We start from the raw sequence: 20,292 nt of genomic DNA on the forward strand, positions 1-20,292 counted from the left end.
TTATCATTTTTGCATAGCGTTGATCGTTGTCTTGATTCCTGGGTTAACCGCTCCGCCTACGTAATAAGTGCGGTTGATCAGTTTTTCTTTGCTGTGTTTGGACAATGTTGTCGTTAAAGTTGCTGGCATTGAGTTATCCGGCACAAGGAAAAGTGGTGCATTGTAGCGGGCAGAGATGGCTGACGACACGAGTGCATCCGGGTAGTTGGTGCCCGTCGAGACGATCAAACGATTGGAGATGAACTCCTTGCTGAAATGATCGATTGTTGCTGTTCCCGTATCGTAGCGAGTTGTTCCAGCAAGGCGGCGAACACCATCTGCGCCAACTTCACGCTTGACTGCCGTTTCCATTGCTGCCGGTACAGCAGCTGTCCCGCCGATGATAACAATGTCTTTACCGTAGCCTGTGCTCAAGCGGTTTGGCAATGCCATTCCGTCTCTCACTAGAACGATCGGCCATTTTTTCACGACCGCAACGCTCGCAGCTGTCAATGCATCCGGGTAGTTATTGCCGGATGTGACGAACATGCCGCTTGCAGCTGGTAGTTTGGCGTTGATTTGTTCATTCGTTTCATAACGCGTCTGTCCTGACAGGCGTTCGACGCTCATTCCCATACTCTTTAACTTGCTTTCCACTGATGCCGATAGCGCTACTGTTCCACCAACGATGACGACTCTGTTCGCTTTCAAGCGTTTTAATTCCTGCTCAACTGCAGGCGTCAACGTTTTCGCGCTGCTCAAGAGAATCGGTGCATTGCCGTAATGGGCAGCGAGCGGGCCAGCTGACAATGCATCAGCGTATTGCCCGGAAGTAGCAAGCACAACGGTTTTTTGAGCTTTTGATGAAGCGAAGCCGCTAGGGTAAAGTAGTTTTGAGACTTCAATAGCGGTTTCAATGCGGCTCTTGCCTTGGATGTTTTGAGGCGTGTAAGAATACTTCGCCGTATCCGGGTTCGTGAAGATCACTTTTTGCGCCCAGACATCGAATAGTTCTGAGTTCGGCCAGTTGCGCGCATATTCGCGGGCTTCTTCACGGTTATAAAGTTCGATCATCTCGCCTTTATCTTTCGAGCGGACGATGAAATTTTTCCGTTTAAAATTTGACCACACAATATCATTTTCTAAAGTAGAAGAATCGATGACCGATGCTTGCGGAAGTCTACCGCCGTGTGCGAGTGCATCGTCTTCCCTATAGTACTTGGCAACTTCTTTATCACTGCCGTCCAGGACGACGTATTTCTGAGGCAAATAGTTCGACCAAAGCACTGCGCCTGTCGTCGTATGTACCACGCGTGTGTTTTTCCATTTTTTTGCTTCGTTAACTGCTTCTTGTTCTGTCCCATATAAATTGTTCGCGATTTTAACACCGGAATGATAAATGCCGTAAACGAGTGGGCGTTCAATCGGTTCAGGCTTTGTCGCACCTTCAACCACACCTGTTTTTTTATGGGCAACATAGCTTCCTGCTACAGTTTTCGCGTAGTTCAATGCATCTGTTTTAGAAGCATATTGTCTTAGCGCTTTGCCGTTGACGTCATTGACGACATAGACATTGAAGAAGTCATCGACGCCTTTGGCGACATTCTCAGCAACTTTCTGCTGGAACCACGCTTGCTTGATCATTGCTTCTTCTGTCGGGTTTGACATATAGCCGACTTCGAGCAAAACTGCTGGAACGTTAGCTACACGATTGACATAAAGGCTGTTGGCGACGATGCCACGGCCTTCTTTAACGCCGGAATTGATGACCGAGCGATGAGTCGCTGTCGCAAGTCTCCCGCTTTCCGGAGAATAATGGCGTTGCAAAACTGATGGCGGGTATGCCGAGCTTGCGAAATTATTGTTGAAGTAGTATGTTTCGTAACCACCGAACGTCGGTGAGCCTGTTGCGTTATGGTGAACAGACATGAAGATCGTGTTGTCGTTATTGCCGCTGGCGATCATGCCATTGGCGACTTTCATCCGTTCAACGAGATCCTGGCTGGATGAAATACGTGAAAATTGGACATCTGTCGTTCGCGTCATGCGGACGAGGAATCCACGCTTTTCAAGTTCTGTTTTAAGCCGGTTCGAGACTTCCATGTTTGCGTGTTTTTCGTAATAACCTGTACGGTTCCCTGAATAGCCGGCAGTCCCTGAGTAAATCCCCCCGTGTCCCGGGTCTAAGATTACGGTCGGTTTGCCTGAAGCTGATGCAGTCCCAGAACCAAATCCAATGGCCAGCAGCAACAAAAGCACAAATAAAAGTTTAGTTTTCAATGCTACATTCCCCTCTTTCTGACCTAATAGTACGGGGGAAAATTAGGAGAAACAAGAGAATTTTACAATATTTTCATAAAATGATTCTTTATACAGAGTTTAAAACTGAATTTTTCACCCGAAAAGCCATAAGACCTATAAAAATATCGAAAAAAAAGGTTTCATGAGTTTAAACTAGATATTAAGACTCTTTTTCACTTATAAATGTATACTGATAAATTGCATGTTCATTCATTTAAATGAATGAACAAAAAAATCCAAAGAAGGAATTAGCTTCCTTCTTCGGATTCTTCCTCCGCATCTTCGTTTAAGTAATTACTCAACAAAGCATCGGAGTGGTCCAGTATCTTCAATGAATTAGCTTGATTTTTATCGATGGTCTCTTTGTCTATCTCAATGCGTTCCATCGTGTCAAAGTCATAATAGCGCTCTGGATATCTGGCATTTTGGCCGAGATACATATGATCACCAGTTATATACGATCCGCCTGGCAAATAATAACGTACAGCCAGCAAGTTATTCTCATATTGCAGCATATTGTGCCCGACCATCGGCGCTTCCGGCAACATGCCCATCAAGTTCATAATGGTCGGCATCATATCGACTTGGCCGCCAAAATTGGAGTTTACTTCTGATTCGAACAAACCTGGGGCTGTAATGATGAACGGCAATAAGAAACGGTCTTTCAGCGAGTACTGATGTCCTAGCAATTCCGACATTAGGTTATTATCGCTTACTTTCATGGGTGTTCCATGGAGCCCCGAGTGATCGCCATTGATGACAATGATCGACTCTTCGTAAATGCCTTCCGCTTTCAAAAATTCGATAAATTCCCCGATTGTTTCATCGGCGTAGCGGATGGATTGCAAGTAATCTCCTGTATAGCTGCCTTCATAGGCTTCCGGCAGCTCAAGATACTCATCTTTTTCGGGCATCGTGAATGGCGTATGGCTTGTCATGGTCATCAAGTTGGCATAGATTTTCTTGCCTTCCGCCATTTGCTGTCGGATTTCTTCTTCAGCAAATTGGAACATGACGCGGTCAGACGGCCCGATGTGGATTACGTCTTCATTAGGTATTTCATTAAGTGAATACGCATAGTCAAAACCAAGTGCCGGATACAATTCTTCACGGTTCCAATACTTCAGTTCGTCGGCATGGTAAGTCGTCGTGTAATAATCGCGGTCGTTGAGCAAATCAACGAGCGATGGCAATTCTGTGCCGTTCAAATAATTGACTGTTGGATCCAATCCTCTTGTCAACAGCGACATGTGAAGCAGCCATTCTGCATCTGACGTGTTACCTGCACCGATTTGCTGGAACATCCGGTCAAAATACAAGCTGTCGCCAAGCAATGCATTGATGTTTGGCGTCAATTCCTGGCCGGCAATCGACTGGTTGATCGCGAAATTCTGCAGCGACTCCACTTGGATGACGAACAGGTGGCGGTCTTCTGCAATTCCAAAGCGTTCATGCTCGGCAAACGGGACAAATTCATTGCCTTTTAGTCTAGCGAGCTCTTCGTTCGATAATAAGTTCATTTGCGCCGATGCGCTATTCTGCTGCATCGCCTGTACAATCTGGGTCTGGACAAAGCCTTGTTCTTTGGCGAACAATGTCATATCCAAGATCGGCTTTTGCAATGCGACCGTCGTCGTCACAGCACTGATGACGACCAAGACAAATGCGGCCGCTCCGATTTTCTTGCGGTTTTTCATCGTCAGCGGGCGGTTCCAGTAGAACACGAACAGTGCTACGTAGATGAGGATATCAGCGAAAAACAGCAGGTCCAGCGGCGTGAACAATAAGCTGACTGTTGCCATCACCGAACCGGCTTGATCGCCTTGCTGCAAATCAAAATAACTCGGGACTGTTTGGAAATAGCGCTCATACCAAACAATCGACACCATTAATGCTGAGATGATCAGATTATAGATCAGGGCAACTACAGGACTCACCCGTCTCAACACGACAAACAGCAGGACCGGCAAGAGCATCCAGATTGGAAAGTCAACGAACAGCAGCCTGAGCCAAGAAACTTCTCCGTAGATTAGAGTACGGAAGACCCCCAGCTTGATGAGCAGTATGGACGATAAAATGGCTAGTACGATCAGTGGAGAATTTAATTTATTTGTCTTAATCATATTTAACACCTCTTTATTGATGAATCAATTTTAGCATTATTGTGACATTTATTACAATAGCACTAAGCTTATGTAAAGACGCTCTACTGGTTTGATGGGTTGCACAACACTGTTTTGCCGAGGTTTTTGAGGCATTATGAAAGTTCAGGGGTTTTATAATTCTTTTGTTTATTTCGAATTAAGTGCAGCAATTGTGCTTCCAGCTGTCCTATTTCCGTCTTATTTTGGAGTGCTTGATTTCATTTATGTGTGACTTTACTGCTCCTTCTGCTAATGGGAAATAACTTTTTGAGTAGAATCGGGGGAGGTTAAGCTGGAAATGGCATGCGGAAATATGTAGTTTTTATGTGAGCATCACAAAGAACTCGCTGCGTTGCTTAGGGATGGCCTTTCCTAATGAGCCAAGAAAACCACTTGTCTCATTGCTTCGGCTCACCCTAGGCGCTAGGCAGCTTTTCGTTTTCTTCGATACTAGCCAGTTAAAGTTGAGCTTTCTTTGAGGGTTTCTTCCACCGGTTGGGGAATCGCTTCCCTGGAATGGAATCTCGATGGGGTGGCTAGAATTATTTTGAGGAGATGTGTGCTTGGTTGTGCGAGGCATCACTCAGATATCCGCCGCCCTGCTTTGGGATGGCCTTTCGCAATGAGCCAAGAAAACCACTTGTCTCATTGCATCGGCTCACCCTTGGCGCTAGGCGGCTTTTCGTTTTCTTCGATACTAGTCAGTTAAAGTTGAGCTTTCTTTGAATTTTTTGTCCGCTGTTTGGGGAATCGCTTCCCAAGAGATGCTTCATTTTTAAAAAGCAGACAAAGGACACATGCAAACTCGTCGTGTGACTCCCGACCACAGAGATGATGTATCTTCACCTGCTAATTCAATGAACCAGAAAAATTCTTCACCTGTCTATATCTAGAGACGGAGCTGAAGGGGCCGACGTCTGGGGGACCGCGCGGGCTGGCGAGACAAATGTGCCGTGCTCTTTGCGGCGCATTGGCCGGGCACCCGCCCCCGGCAAGCGTGCCCCTGAAGCGCAGTCTAATAGCGTTAGCTATTTAAACTTTAAAAGTCTGGCACACTCCCTCTCAAACTTTAAAAGTGACAGAAAAAAAGCCGCCCATTTGGACGGCTTTTCAATCGCTTATTTTACAAATTTGGATGTGCTTTCAATCGACACGCCTTGGTAATAGAAGTTCAAGATCTGTTCAGCGCTGTGGCCTGCTTGCGCGCGGCGGTATGAGCCCCATTGGCTCATGCCGATGCCGTGGCCGAATCCACTTCCGTCAAAAACAAAGCGGTCTGCTGAATCCACAACATCAAAATCGACGCTCTTCAAGTTAGCACCGCCCAGCAACGTGCGGAATGTGGTCATGCTCGGTGTGCTGCCTGCTCTATACGTGACGGAGACATTGTGCTTTTTCAATGACGAGCCGACGTATTCATTGCTCGCGGTCTTCAAAGCTGTCGGAATAACCATTTCTCCACCAAGGTAATACGCTTGGTCTTTCGTCAATTTACTGATTTGCTCCATATGGCTTATCGGCAAACGCTTAGGATCTGGGTGAAGCAGCAAAATCGGTGAATTCGTTTTGGCTGCGAGCACAGAACCTGCGAGTGCATCCACGAAGGAATATGCGTTTCCGACAACTAAGTTTTTGCCATTCATCGGCAATAAGCGGTTGATTTCGATACTTGTCGCGACGCGGTCCTGGCCGCTGATGCGGTTACTTTGGATGCCGCGCTCAGCCAAGGTGGTGGCTACCGCTTCCGGTACAGCCGATGTACCGCCGATGATCGTCGCTTTTTCGGTTTTATTTTCTTCTAAAAACGCCAATGTGGAATCCGGGCTTTTCGCGCCCATGTGGATGATGATCGGCAATTGATGGGCAGCTGCATAAGCAGAAGCAGACAACGCATCGGAAGAATCATCTTTGCCTGTCGCGAACATGACAGTCTTCAATTGCCCGATTTCTTTTGCTATCAATAACGAGGTTTCAGAACGGGTCTTCCCTGCTAGTCGTTTGGTGTTAAAACCTTTTTTCATTAATGCAGCTTCCACTTCTTCGGAAATCGCTAAGGTGCCGCCCAATAAATAAATTGTGGCGCCTTGGACGGTTTGTTCTTCCAAGAATTGATCGACTACTGCAGGCAAGCTTTCGCTTCTCGTCAATAACACTGGTGCCCCGTATTTATGTGCCAAAACCGTTCCGGCAAGCGCATCCGCAGGCACATCACCGCGTCCAAGTACAATTGCCGGCGCTTTTTGTGTTCCGAGTGTTTCTTTAGCGATCTCTACAGCAGTTTCATAGCGGCTTTTGCCGGATAGCGTTTTCGATGCCGCCCCAGCTGCCATGTCAAAACTCAATGCGCCGTTTTTGCTGTTGCGGACATAATAGCTCATATCGAGTGTAATGCCTTTGACTTTCCCGGTATTGTCGTAAGTTTCCGTTTGAATTTTGTCGATTGAAGCGATTTTGATCGATTCTACGCTCGGATCTTTCGCTTTGGCTTTGGCGAGCAAATCATTTTTGAAATTGGTGAACGCTGTTTTGCTTTGCTCATTCACCAATGCCCCGTTCAAATTATGTTCAGGGGTCGTCTGCCACCAGACTGCGGGCATCATCAAGTCAGCGGTTGCCGGCAATTGCTGTTTCATCCAGTTTAATTTCCACACGACATTGTTCGTATCAAAAGTATCTGGTTGTGTAGCGGATAAATAAGGCAGTTTCCCTGACCAGTATTGTTCAGGCAATTCGGTTTGCCCGCCATTGCTTGAGGAGAAATAAGCCGTGACAAAGCCGGTTTGGCCGTTTGCTTGCTTGTATGTCAAAATCTGTCCTTTTGTTTCATCGACAGCACGGTTTGTATGCTGATAAGCCGATTGGTAATGAGGCGACAAGGGATCCCAAATGAATCCTTTATAAACTTGGAATGTCGTCGTATCATCGATTTCAAGCGAGTTTTGGTTCATTTTAGAAAAAACATAAGATCTCGCCGTGATAGCTTGCGCTTTCAACGATTCCATTCCTCCGCTTGCCCCCCAGCTTGCTGGGCTTTCTGAAGGCACGACGCCTTTTAAGTAATCTTCAAACTGCAACGAGTTGACCGGTTGCATGCGCGTTGTTCCCGACATGCGGAATTGGATTGTCCCCATATAAGGGTGGATGGCCGCAGTACCCGTTTTGTAAAGGTAGATATGGTTTGCTTTTGAATACGTGAGCGGCTCTACCGTAACGGTGGAAAGGCCGCTTTTCAAAGTTTTGCTGCCATCTTTCAATACTAGTTTACCGGAAACGACTTGCACGCTGTAACGTACGCCTTTTTCCAGTTTAATGTTTTTGTCTTCTACCAGCTGCGAACTACCGCGTGGCATAAAATCATAGCTGGTGGCTGTCCCCAAATTATTAGTCAGTCGAACTTTAACGGTAAAATCATCATTGGCTGATGCACTAGCTGCGCCTCCGAGAATCACGCCGATAAACATTAAGATTGCTAACCCATTCAATACGATTTTCACTCTTTTTCCCCCTAGTCTTTCATTTCACAGAACACTCTCTCTATTTTTTTACAGTATATTCTATATTTTTATTAAAAGGTACATATATTTTTATAAATTTTTGTAAATATTATCCTCTATTGTCCAATTCTTATCATTTACCGAAAGCGATTCGGTTCAAATGCAAAAAAAAATGGCCGCAGCCATTTTTTTAATCTGTGTAAGAACGGATCGTGACGATTTTTTTATCCCATTGCCCCCAAGTGTTCGCAAGCGGCGTGATCGTAACACCGGTACTTGTGCCTGCATGGATGATATTGCCGTTGCCGACATAAATTCCTGCATGCGAGGCTTGTGTCGGTGTGCTTCTGACCAAATCAAGCAGGACGATATCGCCAGGTTTGACGTTCGCATAGCTGACCGGCTTGCCCGACTGCGCCATTAACGCCGTTGTTCTTGGAATTGTAATGCCTTTTTGATTGAATACATACATCAAATAACCCGAGCAATCAAAGCCAGACGGTGTTGTGCCGCCCCAACGATAAGGAACGCCAATGTATTTTCTAGCTTCGGTCACAATTTCGGCACGAATATCGACAGATGGCTTAACGATTGGAGTCGGTGTAGCTGCCGGTTTCGGATTTGGATTCAGCGCTTCTTTGGAAACCGCCACTTCTCCACCGATCACGGTCAAATTGCTGACATTTTTATTGTTAATGACATCTTTTGTTGGAGATGGCAAAGCTGATTGACGAACGAGCAAAATCGGTTTTTTCTGTTTTCCGCCTAATGCAGAGCCTGTCAAAGCATCAGCAAATTGCTGGCCAGAAGCAACCAATGAATCATTTACTGTGCCTGGGTATAGTTTTGCGACTACTGCTGCAGCTGTAGCATAACGGTCTTGTCCTGAAATACGCTGAACCGAAGCTGTTTGATCGATTTTATCGTAAACGGCTTTGCTGACGGCACCTTCACCGCCAACAACTGTTACCTTTTGGTAGCTTTTGAGTGTTGCTTCAACTTCTGCGGATAATTTACTGCCGGATGTCAGCAAAATCGGTTTGCCTGTTTCTGCTGCATGGGAAGCAATCGCCAAGGAATCGGCATAACCGGAACCGCTTGCCACGATGGCCTCTGTTCCGCCGACTTGTTTAGCGATCAACGCCGAAGTTTCAGAACGGTTGCTGCCGGCGATGCGCTTGACTGTCAAGCCGCTGCTTTGCAATTGTGTAACGACTTTGTTCGAGATTGCGATTTCCCCGCCAAGAATCGTCGCATTTTTTGCGCCGAGACGGCCGATCTCAGACATGATATTAGCTGGCACGCTGTCTTTTCTAACCAACAAGATTGGTGCATTTAGTTTTTTGGCAAGCGGTGCACCTGCTAAAGCATCCGGATAGTTATCGCCGATAACGAGTACGACATTGTTGGTGCTATGATAGCCCCAACCTGCCCGTGACACTTGAATTGCCGTTTCGTAGCGATCCGACCCTGAGATTCGATCGAATTTTTCAAACACGCTAGCCTCTGAATTGGAAGCGAAAGCGGTCATGGATAATGCTGTTGCGGCAACCATTGTTCCGAACCATTTTATCATTTTCATACGCGTTTTCTTCCCCCTATTATGATCAGTATGATTTTCTGTATTTATTAGACAATTTTTCATTCTCAATAACACAGAGTTTAGCACTGAAATTCAGAGAAGAATATTACATTTATGTTACAGACAAATTAAAAAGCCTCTTGAGTGAATACTCAAAAGGCTTTTGAATCCGCGCTACGCATAGGCTTATCGGGGTGCACATAGAAAATTCGGAGTTTTAAAAAACAGGATTTTTTACCTAGTTTACGTTTAAAACCTTGCTATAAACATCAAGCGAGTCCCGTTGCAGGTTTTCATTGGAAAAATTTTCTTTCGCGAAGCTGCGGAGCAGATGTCCCATGGCTTCTGTATCGGTCTCAGCATCCATCGCTTTTTCGATGGCGTACATGAGCGCATCCGCACGTCCCGGTTCGACGATCCAACCGGTTTTCCCAGGGTCGATCAATGCCGGAACGCCTCCGACATTGGTTGAAATGACAGGAGTTGCCATATCTGCAGATTCCAGCAATACCAACGGGAAGCTTTCGCTATGCGAAGTCAGCAAAGATACGTCTGCCGCGTACAATAACTGATCGATATCATCACGTTTTCCAAGAAAAGCGACGCGATCGCTAATGCCCAGCTTTTGAGCTTGCTGCTCGAGTTTCGTGCGCAAGTCTCCTTCACCGATGATCCAGAGTTTCCAATCTTTTTTATCGGTTTTTGCGAAAGCTTCGAGCAAAATGTCGTGCCCTTTCACTGGGTGAAGGCGGGCGACAATCGCAAAGACAAAGTCATCAGTCTTTGCGCCGAGCGACTCGCGAATTTCTCGTTTATCGAATGAGGGCAAGGTGTCGTGAAAATTGATGCCATTGAAAACCGAAGTAATCTTCTTTGGCTTTACGCCCATTTGGATGAGCATATCCTTGAACTTTTCCGATACGGCAAACAAATGGTCAGCACGGCGCATAGCTCGTTGATTGAGCACCGTAAAGATTTTAGCAAGCGGTTTAGGCTGATGCAGAAAATCCAATGTCGGATCACTGTGAACTGTAATGAACCATGGCATGCCCAGTTTTTTATAAATGGAATTAACCAGGAAATTTGCCCGTGCCCCGTGGGAGTGGACAAGTGAAAAGCCGCCTTGCTTTAAGAACGCCAGGATTTTCTTTCCTGTGGAACGGTCCAAACGGCTGCTTTGCTGGATGACGGTGACGGGAATTCCCTCTTTTCGCGCTTCTTCGGCAAATGCGCCTTCCGTCAATAGCAGCAACTCTGCTTCAACTGGAGAGTTTGTCAATAATTGCACTACATGCTTTTTGGATCCGCCTAATTCTCCGCCGCTGATAATATGCACTACTTTCATCAGCGCTTACCGCCTTTGTCCCGGACTGCTTTCATCAGGAATTGGGGAAGGGCCATCTGGCGCTTGATGCGTGTCGGCTGGCTCGCCAAACGGTAAAGCCATTCCGTACCCGTATTCAAAAACAGCTTGGGCGCACGCTTGACGTTGCCGCTATATACATCGAAGCTGCCGCCAACGCCTTGGAAAATATTGACGTTCAGCGCATCCATATGTTCACGGATAAACAGCTCCTGCTTCGGGCTGCCGAGTGCGACAAAGAGGATTTGCGGACTTGCATCATTGATTGACTGGATGATTTTAGCCGGATCTTTTTCATAGCCGTCAAGAGTTCCCGCGATGACCAAATTCGGGTATTTCGCCTGGATGTTTTTCGCTGCCAATTCAACGGTCGCCTTTTTCGCTCCATACATAAAGATGCGGTGGTGATGCTTGTTGGCGAGTTGAAGCAGCGCGTCCATCATGCCGATTCCTGTCACGCGTTCGCGGATGTCTCCGCCGCGTATGCGGGAAGCGATTTTGATGCCGACGCCGTCCGGGATCTGGTAGGTGGATTCATTCAATAGCGCCCGGAGTTCCGGATCTTTGGAAGCCATCATGACTTTTTCAGGATTGATCGCGACAATGCGCGATTTGCGGCCTTGTTCGATATCGGCTTGGATGTTATCGAGCAGCTGCTGTTCGGTTTCTTTATTGACTGTGACGCCAAGAATTTCTTCTTTCATGTGGTTCGTGCCTCCATGCAAAACCGCATTTTCAAAAACTTGAAAATGCGGCCGTGTATTTTATTTTTTCGGATTGTCTTTGCCATCGCCAAGGCGATAAACAGCAAATCCGGCTTTTTCGTAAGCTTCGCGGCTAATGGCATTTTTCGTGTCGAAAATAGCTTGGTGGCGCATCGTTTTGCCGAGTGTTTCAGGGTTGTATTCTTTGAATGCTTTATGATCCGTCAAGATGACGATCAAATCCGCCCCTTCAACTGCTTCGTCATAGCTTTGAGTCTGGAACGGCGCTTTATTTTCTTTGACGTGCGGGTCGAATGAAGAAATGCGCAAGTTTTTCGCTTTCAAAAACTCCAGTACTTCCATCGATGGGCTTTCACGGATGTCATCGATATTGCCTTTGAATGCCAAACCGAATACAGCGACTTTCGCATCTGCGACGTCTTTCAAGATATCGTCGATTTTGTCAGCCGTATATTGCGGCATGCCATCGTTTGTCGTACGCGACAAATGGATGATCTGCGAGAGCTCTTTCTCTTTTTCCACAAGGAACCATGGATCGACCGCGATGCAATGTCCGCCGACACCAGGGCCCGGCAAGTGGATATTGACACGCGGATGGTGGTTGGCAAGGCGAATCGCTTCCCAAGCATCCACACCGATCTGATCGGATATTTTGGCGATTTCATTAGCGAACGCGATATTGACGTCGCGGTATGTGTTTTCCATGACTTTGACCATTTCAGCGGTCGTCGCATCCGTCAAAATGAATGCACCTTTGACGAAGGATTCGTAATACACTTGCGTGCGTTTTGAAGATTCTTCATTGATGCCGCCGATGATGCGGTCGTTTTTCACGAGCTCTTCGAAGACTTTGCCTGGGATGACGCGTTCAGGAGAATGCGAAACGAATAGTTCTGTCCCGATTTCCAAATTGCTCTTCACGAGAATCGGCATCATGACGTCGAGTACCGTGCGCGGAGGAACGGTTGATTCCAACACGACCAAATCGCCTTTCTTGAGGAAAGGTACAATTGATTCCGTTGCTGCACGGATGTAATCCATGTTCGCCGTTTTGTCTTCTGAGATCGGAGACGGTACGGCAATGATGAACATTTCTGCTTCCGCAGGCGTTGTCGCCACCGTAAATGTCCCTTTTTCTAAGGCTTTGTTTAAATAATCTTGAAGAAATGGTTCTTCAATGTGGATTTGTCCAGCTGTCAGCATGTCCACCGCTTTTTCGTTGACGTCCACACCGTGAACTTCATAACCGTGGTTTGCGAACATGACCGCTGTCGGCAAACCGATATATCCTAATCCAACTACACAGATTTTTTCCATTTCGTTAATTCTCCTCAATTGCCAGTAATTTTTTATCTCCAGCTCCCAAAGCCGGATTTTATATCAATAATTTTTGCTAATATCAATAGTTCATTCTACCATAGCATAGCCCCAGGCAGAAATCGTTTTAGTGTATTTTTCATTACGGTTTCGTTACAGGACGCAGGATAGCTCTAATGGTTCCTAGAAAGAAACCTCTCCCGCATACGCGAAAGAGGCAAGAAGTTATTCGTCGTGGCGATGTGCTTCTTCACCCCAGCATTCGGTGTTCTTCAAGCCAGGAACATTTTTAGCGTAAAAGACTGGGTTCTTGCCGGCTTTCCGCTGCCCCATATAGTCGTCGAGCACACGGAACGCGATTTTTCCGAGCAAGGCGATGACCACTAAGTTGATGACAGCCATCATGCCCATGAATAGATCCGCCATGTTCCAAACCACTTCCACTTGCGCCATTGAGCCGAACATCACCATCGCCAACACGCCGATGCGGTAAACCGTCAGCCACATGCTGTGTGCGTTGATGAACTCGATATTCGTTTCACCATAATAATAATTCCCGACAATCGAACTGAATGCAAAGAAAGTGATCGCAATTGCCAAGAAATACGGTGCCCATGCACCGACATGAACATCAAGCGACGCTTGCGTCAATAATACGCCTTCTTGCTCGCCTGAGCGGTAAAGATCTGCAAGAATGATGACGAATGCTGTCGCCGAACAAATGATGATCGTATCGAAAAATACACCAAGGCTTTGGACAAGTCCCTGCTTTGCCGGATGCGATACGTTCGCGGAAGCTGCTGCGTTCGGGACAGAACCCATGCCGGCTTCGTTCGAGAACAACCCGCGGCGTATCCCCTGCATGATAGCAGCGCCGATACCGCCGCCGACCACTTCTTCAAGGCCGAACGCATTTTGGATGATCAATGTGAAGACTGCTGGAATTTCTGTAAAGTTCAATACCATTATGTAAGCTACTACGAGCAGGTAAATCGTTGCCATTACCGGCACGACAATTTGCGTGACACTGGCAATGCGGCGTACCCCGCCGAAAATGACGATTGCTGCGAGAACGACCAGCACGGCTCCAACTACCCAGTTCGGGATGGCCAAGACATCACCGACCGATTGCGCAATAGTGTTCGACTGCACCGAGTTGAAGATAAAGCCGAATGCCATCGTCAATAGAATGGCAAAGACGATCCCGAGTTTACGAGTGCCGAGTGCTTTTTCCATATAATACGCAGGGCCACCGCGGAATTGCTCGCCGTCTTTGATTTTATAGACTTGCGCGAGCGTGCTTTCGATAAATGCCGTCGCCATCCCGATCAATGCCACCATCCACATCCAAAATACTGCGCCCGGGCCGCCGATGGCAATCGCCAAAGCGACACCGGTGATATTTCCGGTACCAACGCGTGAAGCGGTCGAGATCGTAAATGCCTGGAACGCCGATATTCCTCCGGTTCCATCTTTCTTTTCACTGATGACGCGGAACATCTCGCCAAACAATCGGACTTGGACAAAACGCGTCCGGATGGTGAAATATAAGCCAAGACCGAGCAATAGCCCGATCAGTATGTATGTCCATAATAGATTATTGCCTTCGTCAATAATCCAGGTCAGTCCGTTTAAAATCGCATCCATCATGATGTCCCCTTTTAATAATCATTTGTATAAACCTTTTTCAATACCCTCAAAAGCGCACCCGGAAACCAAAAGGGGTGCGCATTTTTTATGCCAAGCGCAAAGTTTCAGCAAGGACACGGGCGCCGACATCGAGCGCATCACGGTTAAAGCGCATATCCGGATGATGCAGCCCTGGCGTCAAGTCTGCCCCCACACCGACCATCGCCGCTTTGAGCTCCGGTTTTTTGATTGTGTAGAAATGGAAATCATCTGCTCCGGTCGTTTCGATCGGCTCGCTGCATGCTTCGTTTCCGAGCACATTGCGTATGGCCTGGTCAGCAATCTGCATTGCCTCTTCCGACACTTCAGCGCCTGGCGTATAATCATCCCATCTCAAATCGACTTTGACGCGGTGTAACTCTGCAATTGCGCGAATGCCCTCTTCAAGACGGGCTTTCATTGTATTCATCAAGCTATTTGATTGGGCCCGTACATCGAGTGCGAATGTCGCGCTGCCCGGAATAATGTTCAGGCTGTCTCCGCCGGTCTGGATATTCGTCAGCTTCGCCGAATACGACTCAAATGGCGAGAAATAGATTGTCTTGGCAAATTGGTGGATGGCCGCGATGACGTCGATGGCATTTTTGCCTTGATGTGGACGGGCGCCGTGTGCATCTTCTCCCGTGATCTTGCCTTTGAGGAAAATACCGGAACCGTGATGGAGCGCCGGCGTCACTTGGCCGAACGGCAATTCTTCCTGTGGACGCAAGTGCACGCCAAACAAATGCGTGACATCTTCGAGCGCCCCGCGTTCGATCATCGACAACGATCCATTGCCTTGTTCTTCAGCAGGCTGGAAAATAAAGCGGATGCGCTTTGACAGCTTTTCGTCTTTCAAGCGCAGCAGTGCACCAAGCACCATCGCCATATTGGCATCATGGCCGCAGGAATGGTTCGCTTGCACGGTGCCGCCTACTTCCTGCCATAAAGCATCGATGTCTGCACGGACGGCGATAACTTGATTTCCTTCGCCGATTTCCGCGAACAATCCGGTCACATCATCGAATGTCCGGTATTCCACTCCAAGTTGTTCCATGATTTCGGCCAGCTTTTTTGTCGTTTCGACTTCCTTGAAGCTTACTTCGGGATGGGCATGAAAATGGTCGAAATACGATTCTGTCTGTTGTTTGATGTCCATTAGCGATCCACTCCTTTTCGTTTCACATGCTTGAATTGTACCCGTCTTTTCAAGCCAGAACAATCCATGTCGAAGATTCCACAATAACTTTGCCCTCATTTGCCATTGAAAACTTGCCTTCGTTGCAGCTGATCTGACATCCTCCGTCAGTCTTCCCGTTCACCGATGTGCAAAATCAGCCCGGCCAATAGCTCCGGAATTTCTTCGAACGCATTTTTGATGTGGAGACGTTCCGTCCGCTTATGCGGGTCTTTGCCGAACGGGCCGATATTGAGAACCGGCGCTTGCAGTTGCTGCATTGCTTGGAACGGAATGCTATAAGGGTCGCCGTAGACTGGCGTATTTTTTTCATAGCTAATCCATCCCTGTGAATTCACGTCGTAATTGACATAGCTCAAGTCGGAAATGCCGTTGAAAAAATGCACTTGCTCGAGTTCCAGTTCAAAACGCTCGCGTGCTTGTTGCGTTACATACGCAACGCATTCTTCGATCAGGGGGTCAGTACTGGAATTGACTGCCGGATAATACGGCGGTGCAAACAGCAGCACGATACTCGGCGACAACTCTTGGCAATTGAGCAACAATAGATCGGCGATGTGGAACGATTTGTCGCGAACATCTCGCTCCGGACTCATCATCGTGTCATGGATCAATTCGTTGATATAGTCGATGCCGAATTTTTCTTTGGCGTAATCCATCAATTGTTCAAAGCGTAGTACGCGGATTTCATCAAAATGCGGCTCCATGCCGATGCGTTTGCAAAATGCGTGGTAATCATTAATGCATTCCATAGCTGACTCGTTTGCGAGCGACTCAAAAATATCCATCACCTGCTGTGCGCTTCTTTCCATCGTAAAGACATTGTACATCGCCTTTGTGCGATACGGCGTCTGCACAGAGTATTCGGCCTTCATATCCCCTTGCGTCAGAGTTACCGGAAACGGTGACTCCTCCCCGAAAACCGTCTCGGAAAACGCTGGATTCCACTCCATTTTGCGTGTTAAATAAGTAGAAATATAACTCGAGGTCATGCCAGCAAGCGGCTCGCCTGCATGTGTTTCCTTGCCGAAAAACAAGGCGCTCGGCATGATTTTTCCGATAGAACCGGTGTAAATATAATGAGATAGATCTCCTGGCGATTTGGCAAATACCGGTTCTCCGTTTAAAAATAAAGTATAGTTCAAGCCGTGCTGGCGCTCCAGATCGAGCAGTTTGGACACGCCGTAGCGCATGCCCGCCGAGTTGACTTCTTCATCCGGCACCGACATGAGCAGCAAATTGACCGGCCATTGTTCCAAACTTGCACGCTCTATTAGTGCCATATGAATGGCAAGCCCTGATTTCATGTCCATTATGCCGCGCCCAAATATGTATTCACCTGATGCCAAATCCTTTTGCACATCCGGTTTGAACTCGTCCTTAATTTTTTGGAATGCTTGTTCGAGCTGCGCTGGCTGATAGGCGAGCGGTGCCAAATCACCGTATTCGTGAACGGCAACCGTATCAAAATGGCTGAGCAGCACGACGGTACGGGAGGCTTTTTCATGTTTATAGAGAGCCGTCAAATAGCGCCGTTCCCAATTGACTTCCCCAAGCGCTAAATACTCCGGGTTTTGTTGGAAATATCCAAGTTCCAACAATTTGTTTTTCAGTTTATCCGGAAACGTCACTTCGCCCTCTGTCAGCCCTTGTGAATCCCAGCCAACTAATAGTTCCGTCAATTCACGCAGACGCTCCGGTGTTCCCCATAAAGTTTCCATACGCCATTCTCCTTCCACAGGTCTAGTTACAGAAAAAACGGCTCATATTGGGAGCCGTTTTCTGCGTTTTCTCAGTAAATCTTCTGCCGCCCCTGAGCCGAACAATACGCCGATGACGATGAGCACGAGGCCAATCAAATGGCCGGAAGTAATCGTTTCGCCGAGGATCAAGCTTGCGGCGATCAGTGAAAACAAAGTATTGAGGTTCATGAAAATAGCCGCTTTGGTCGGTCCCGCTTGGCCGATTGAATAATTGTATAGCATATGCCCGACCGCAGTCCCGATCATCGCGGAGAAAAAGAACGCCACCCAAAATGAAGTCGGGACGCTGGCGAACGCAGCGATTTCTCCCGGCTCTTCAATAAGTGAGATTACTAGCAAAACAATCGCTCCCGTTACCAGCATATAGCCGGTCAACAAGCGCGGGTCGAGTGACCGTGCGGCTTTGGCGATGACGATATAGCTGAACACTTGCGCCAAAATGGAAATGAACACCAAGATGTCCCCACGGCTCAATCCTGTCGCTGCATCGCTTCCGACCATAACGGTGGTGGCGACGCCGCCAAAGCCGATAAAAACACCGAGCCATTGTAGGCGCGAAGGTACATTGCGCATGATGAGCGACACGAGCACCGCCGTCAGCATCGGGCCCGTTCCGAGTATCAAACCGGCATTTGTTCCCGATGTGACAGCGAGCCCTTTCGATAGGAAGTAATGATGCGCCACGACATTGAGCAGCGCGCCGAGCAATATGTATTTCCAATCGCTGCGCTTAGGCAAACGCAACATGCCGAGCGAGGCCAAAAGAATCAATACAGTGACGCCGGCGAGTAAAATCCGAAACGCCGTAAGCGTGACCGGATCGACAAAATCCAATAAATACTTGACCGAAGCAAGGTTAAATCCCCAAACGATCATGACCGATGTTAAAATTCCATAAACTTTCCATGGAGTCAAAAGTGCAGCCCTTCTTCCCTTTTTCGGATATAGCCATTTATTTTACGCTTGTTTTTCGTTCTTGTATAGAACCGCATGATAATCATAGGCGCGCCGTTCAATCAGCAAGCTAAAAGCAACAAAAGCGAGCAGCGACAGTATGACCGGAATGGTAACCGTATGGACGCCGAACAGATTGCCATTGGCGATATTATAGAAATGAAGTGCGATATAGCTGATGATGCCAGTCGCCATGCTGGCAATGGCTCCGTACTTATTGCCCCATTTCCAATAAAGCCCGAGCACAATCGGCCAGATAAATGCCGCTTCAAGTCCGCCGAATGCGAATAAATTCAGGAAAATCAATAACTCAGGCGGATCGAGTGCCAATAAGAAGACGATGACACCGAGAACGCCGGTGACGCCGAACGACATGCGTTTGACCGTCTTTAAACAGGCGTCCGGTTTAATATAATTCAAATAAACATCTTTGACGATCGACGAACTGACCAGCAAAAGCAGCGAGTCAACCGTCGACATGATTGCCGCCATCGGAGCCGCCAAGACAATGCCCGCCACCCACGGCGGCAAAGTTTCCAACGCGATGAGCGGGATGACTTTGTCCCCGACATCGATGCCTGGCAGTATCGGACGCGCGAACACGCCGATCAAATGCATATTGAGCATAATGAAGCCAGTGACGATCGTGCCGATGATGAGTGCACGGTGCATCGAGCGCGCATTTTTATACGACATCGCGCGCACCGCAATTTGCGGCAAGCCCACGACGCCAACGCCGACCAAAATCCAAAACGACGATACGTAAGCGGCGCTGAGATTGCCTTCTGCCCCATACGGCGTGACCAAGTTCGGGTTTTCATTGATGAGGTCTTGCATGATGTTTGAAATCCCGCCGCCGGAAATGATCACGGCTATGAGCAGCACTAAGGTACCGACGAGCATCACCGCCCCTTGCACTGCGTCGGTCAAGGCGACGGCACGGAATCCGCCGATCGTCACATAGACGAGGACGCTGATGGCAAACAAAAATAGCGCTGATTGATAGCTGAGACCCGTCAAAGATTCGATGAGCCGCGCACCACCAATCCACTGCGCCGCCATGGCGGAAAACAGGAAGACGATGATGCTGAACGCCGATAACAAAACGACCGCCGTGCTATTGTAGCGGGCTTTTAGAAAATCGATCATCGTGACCGCGCGGTAGCGCCTTGCCATGATGGCGTATTTTTTTCCAAGGATCATCAAGACGAAATATCCGGTGACAACTTGCGTCATCGCCAGCAGCACCCAGCCGAAGCCCAGCGTATAGGCGGTGCCCGGTCCCCCAAGGAAGCTCGAAGCACTGCCGTATGTGGCGACCATGGTCATTGCCAGGACAAATCCGCCGAGTTCACGGCCACCAAGGAAATAATCACTGATGAAGTTCGAAGAGCCCGCCAGTTTTCTGCTGGACCAATAGCCGATAAAGAAAATGATGAGCAAAAAGGCGATCATCGGAAGGAGTACGGCGTAATTCATCGGCTCTCCTCCTGTTCTTCATCAAATGGCACGTCGACGAAAAAGAACTTGACGACAACGGTGACAAGCACCGCCATAACGAGAAAGCCGACGATGCAGCTATAGAAAAACCAATCGGGTAAGCCGAATATGTATGTATATTCTTCGACCGGGCGGGAGCCGAGTCCGTAAGCGAATGCGAACCACCAGACGAAGTTGAAGAGCGCAAGGCCAAGGCCGATCCAAGCTTCCCGGTGCGCCACACGGAAACGCCAATCTGTTTCTTTCATCCCTTCCACTCCTCACGTGCTGTAATGTGCTGTGTCTATCGTACACCAAAGGCGGT

13 protein-coding genes are annotated in these 20,292 nt (G+C 47.9%); all 13 read right to left on the minus strand.

Annotated features, from left to right (window positions below; genetic code table 11):
• Positions 1-3: 3 nt before the first annotated feature.
• Entirely contained in the window at positions 4-2,259 is a 2,256-nt protein-coding gene (locus ACFO5U_RS09210) for a cell wall-binding repeat-containing protein (protein ID WP_377278627.1), read from the minus strand.
• Positions 2,260-2,528: 269 nt separating this feature from the next.
• On the minus strand, positions 2,529-4,403 hold the full coding sequence (locus tag ACFO5U_RS09215; protein WP_377278628.1) for an LTA synthase family protein: 1,875 nt from the start codon (positions 4,401-4,403) through the stop codon (positions 2,529-2,531).
• Between the two features lie 1,139 nt (positions 4,404-5,542).
• Positions 5,543-7,918, minus strand: a complete 2,376-nt coding sequence (locus ACFO5U_RS09220) for a SpoIID/LytB domain-containing protein (protein ID WP_377278630.1) — start codon at positions 7,916-7,918, stop codon at positions 5,543-5,545.
• 190 nt (positions 7,919-8,108) lie between these two features.
• Positions 8,109-9,500, minus strand: coding sequence for a cell wall-binding repeat-containing protein (locus tag ACFO5U_RS09225; protein WP_377278631.1), 1,392 nt, complete (start codon positions 9,498-9,500; stop codon positions 8,109-8,111).
• Between the two features lie 238 nt (positions 9,501-9,738).
• Entirely contained in the window at positions 9,739-10,845 is a 1,107-nt protein-coding gene (locus tag ACFO5U_RS09230) for a glycosyltransferase (protein ID WP_377278633.1), read from the minus strand.
• Positions 10,845-11,567: a WecB/TagA/CpsF family glycosyltransferase gene (locus ACFO5U_RS09235; RefSeq protein WP_377278634.1), complete on the minus strand. Its 723-nt coding sequence runs from the start codon at positions 11,565-11,567 to the stop codon at positions 10,845-10,847. The genes ACFO5U_RS09230 and ACFO5U_RS09235 overlap by 1 nt, the downstream gene beginning before the upstream one ends.
• Positions 11,568-11,627: 60 nt before the next feature.
• Entirely contained in the window at positions 11,628-12,905 is a 1,278-nt protein-coding gene (locus tag ACFO5U_RS09240; protein WP_377278636.1) for a nucleotide sugar dehydrogenase, read from the minus strand.
• A gap of 225 nt (positions 12,906-13,130) precedes the next feature.
• Positions 13,131-14,552: an alanine/glycine:cation symporter family protein gene (locus tag ACFO5U_RS09245; RefSeq protein WP_377278637.1), complete on the minus strand. Its 1,422-nt coding sequence runs from the start codon at positions 14,550-14,552 to the stop codon at positions 13,131-13,133.
• A gap of 88 nt (positions 14,553-14,640) precedes the next feature.
• Entirely contained in the window at positions 14,641-15,732 is a 1,092-nt protein-coding gene (locus ACFO5U_RS09250; RefSeq protein ID WP_377278638.1) for an amidohydrolase, read from the minus strand.
• Between the two features lie 146 nt (positions 15,733-15,878).
• Entirely contained in the window at positions 15,879-17,492 is a 1,614-nt protein-coding gene (locus tag ACFO5U_RS09255) for a M20/M25/M40 family metallo-hydrolase (protein ID WP_377278640.1), read from the minus strand.
• Between the two features lie 42 nt (positions 17,493-17,534).
• Positions 17,535-18,449, minus strand: coding sequence for a DMT family transporter (locus tag ACFO5U_RS09260; RefSeq protein ID WP_377278642.1), 915 nt, complete (start codon positions 18,447-18,449; stop codon positions 17,535-17,537).
• Positions 18,450-18,491: 42 nt separating this feature from the next.
• The gene (panF, locus tag ACFO5U_RS09265) at positions 18,492-19,967 is read right to left on the minus strand and encodes a sodium/pantothenate symporter (RefSeq protein ID WP_377278644.1); all 1,476 of its coding nucleotides are present in this window, start codon (positions 19,965-19,967) and stop codon (positions 18,492-18,494) included.
• Positions 19,964-20,236, minus strand: coding sequence for a YhdT family protein (locus ACFO5U_RS09270; RefSeq protein ID WP_377278646.1), 273 nt, complete (start codon positions 20,234-20,236; stop codon positions 19,964-19,966). The genes panF and ACFO5U_RS09270 overlap by 4 nt, the downstream gene beginning before the upstream one ends.
• Positions 20,237-20,292 lie beyond the last annotated feature (56 nt).

The organism is Planococcus dechangensis (assembly GCF_042654465.1).
Classification (GTDB): Bacteria; Bacillota; Bacilli; order Bacillales_A; family Planococcaceae; genus Planococcus; species Planococcus dechangensis.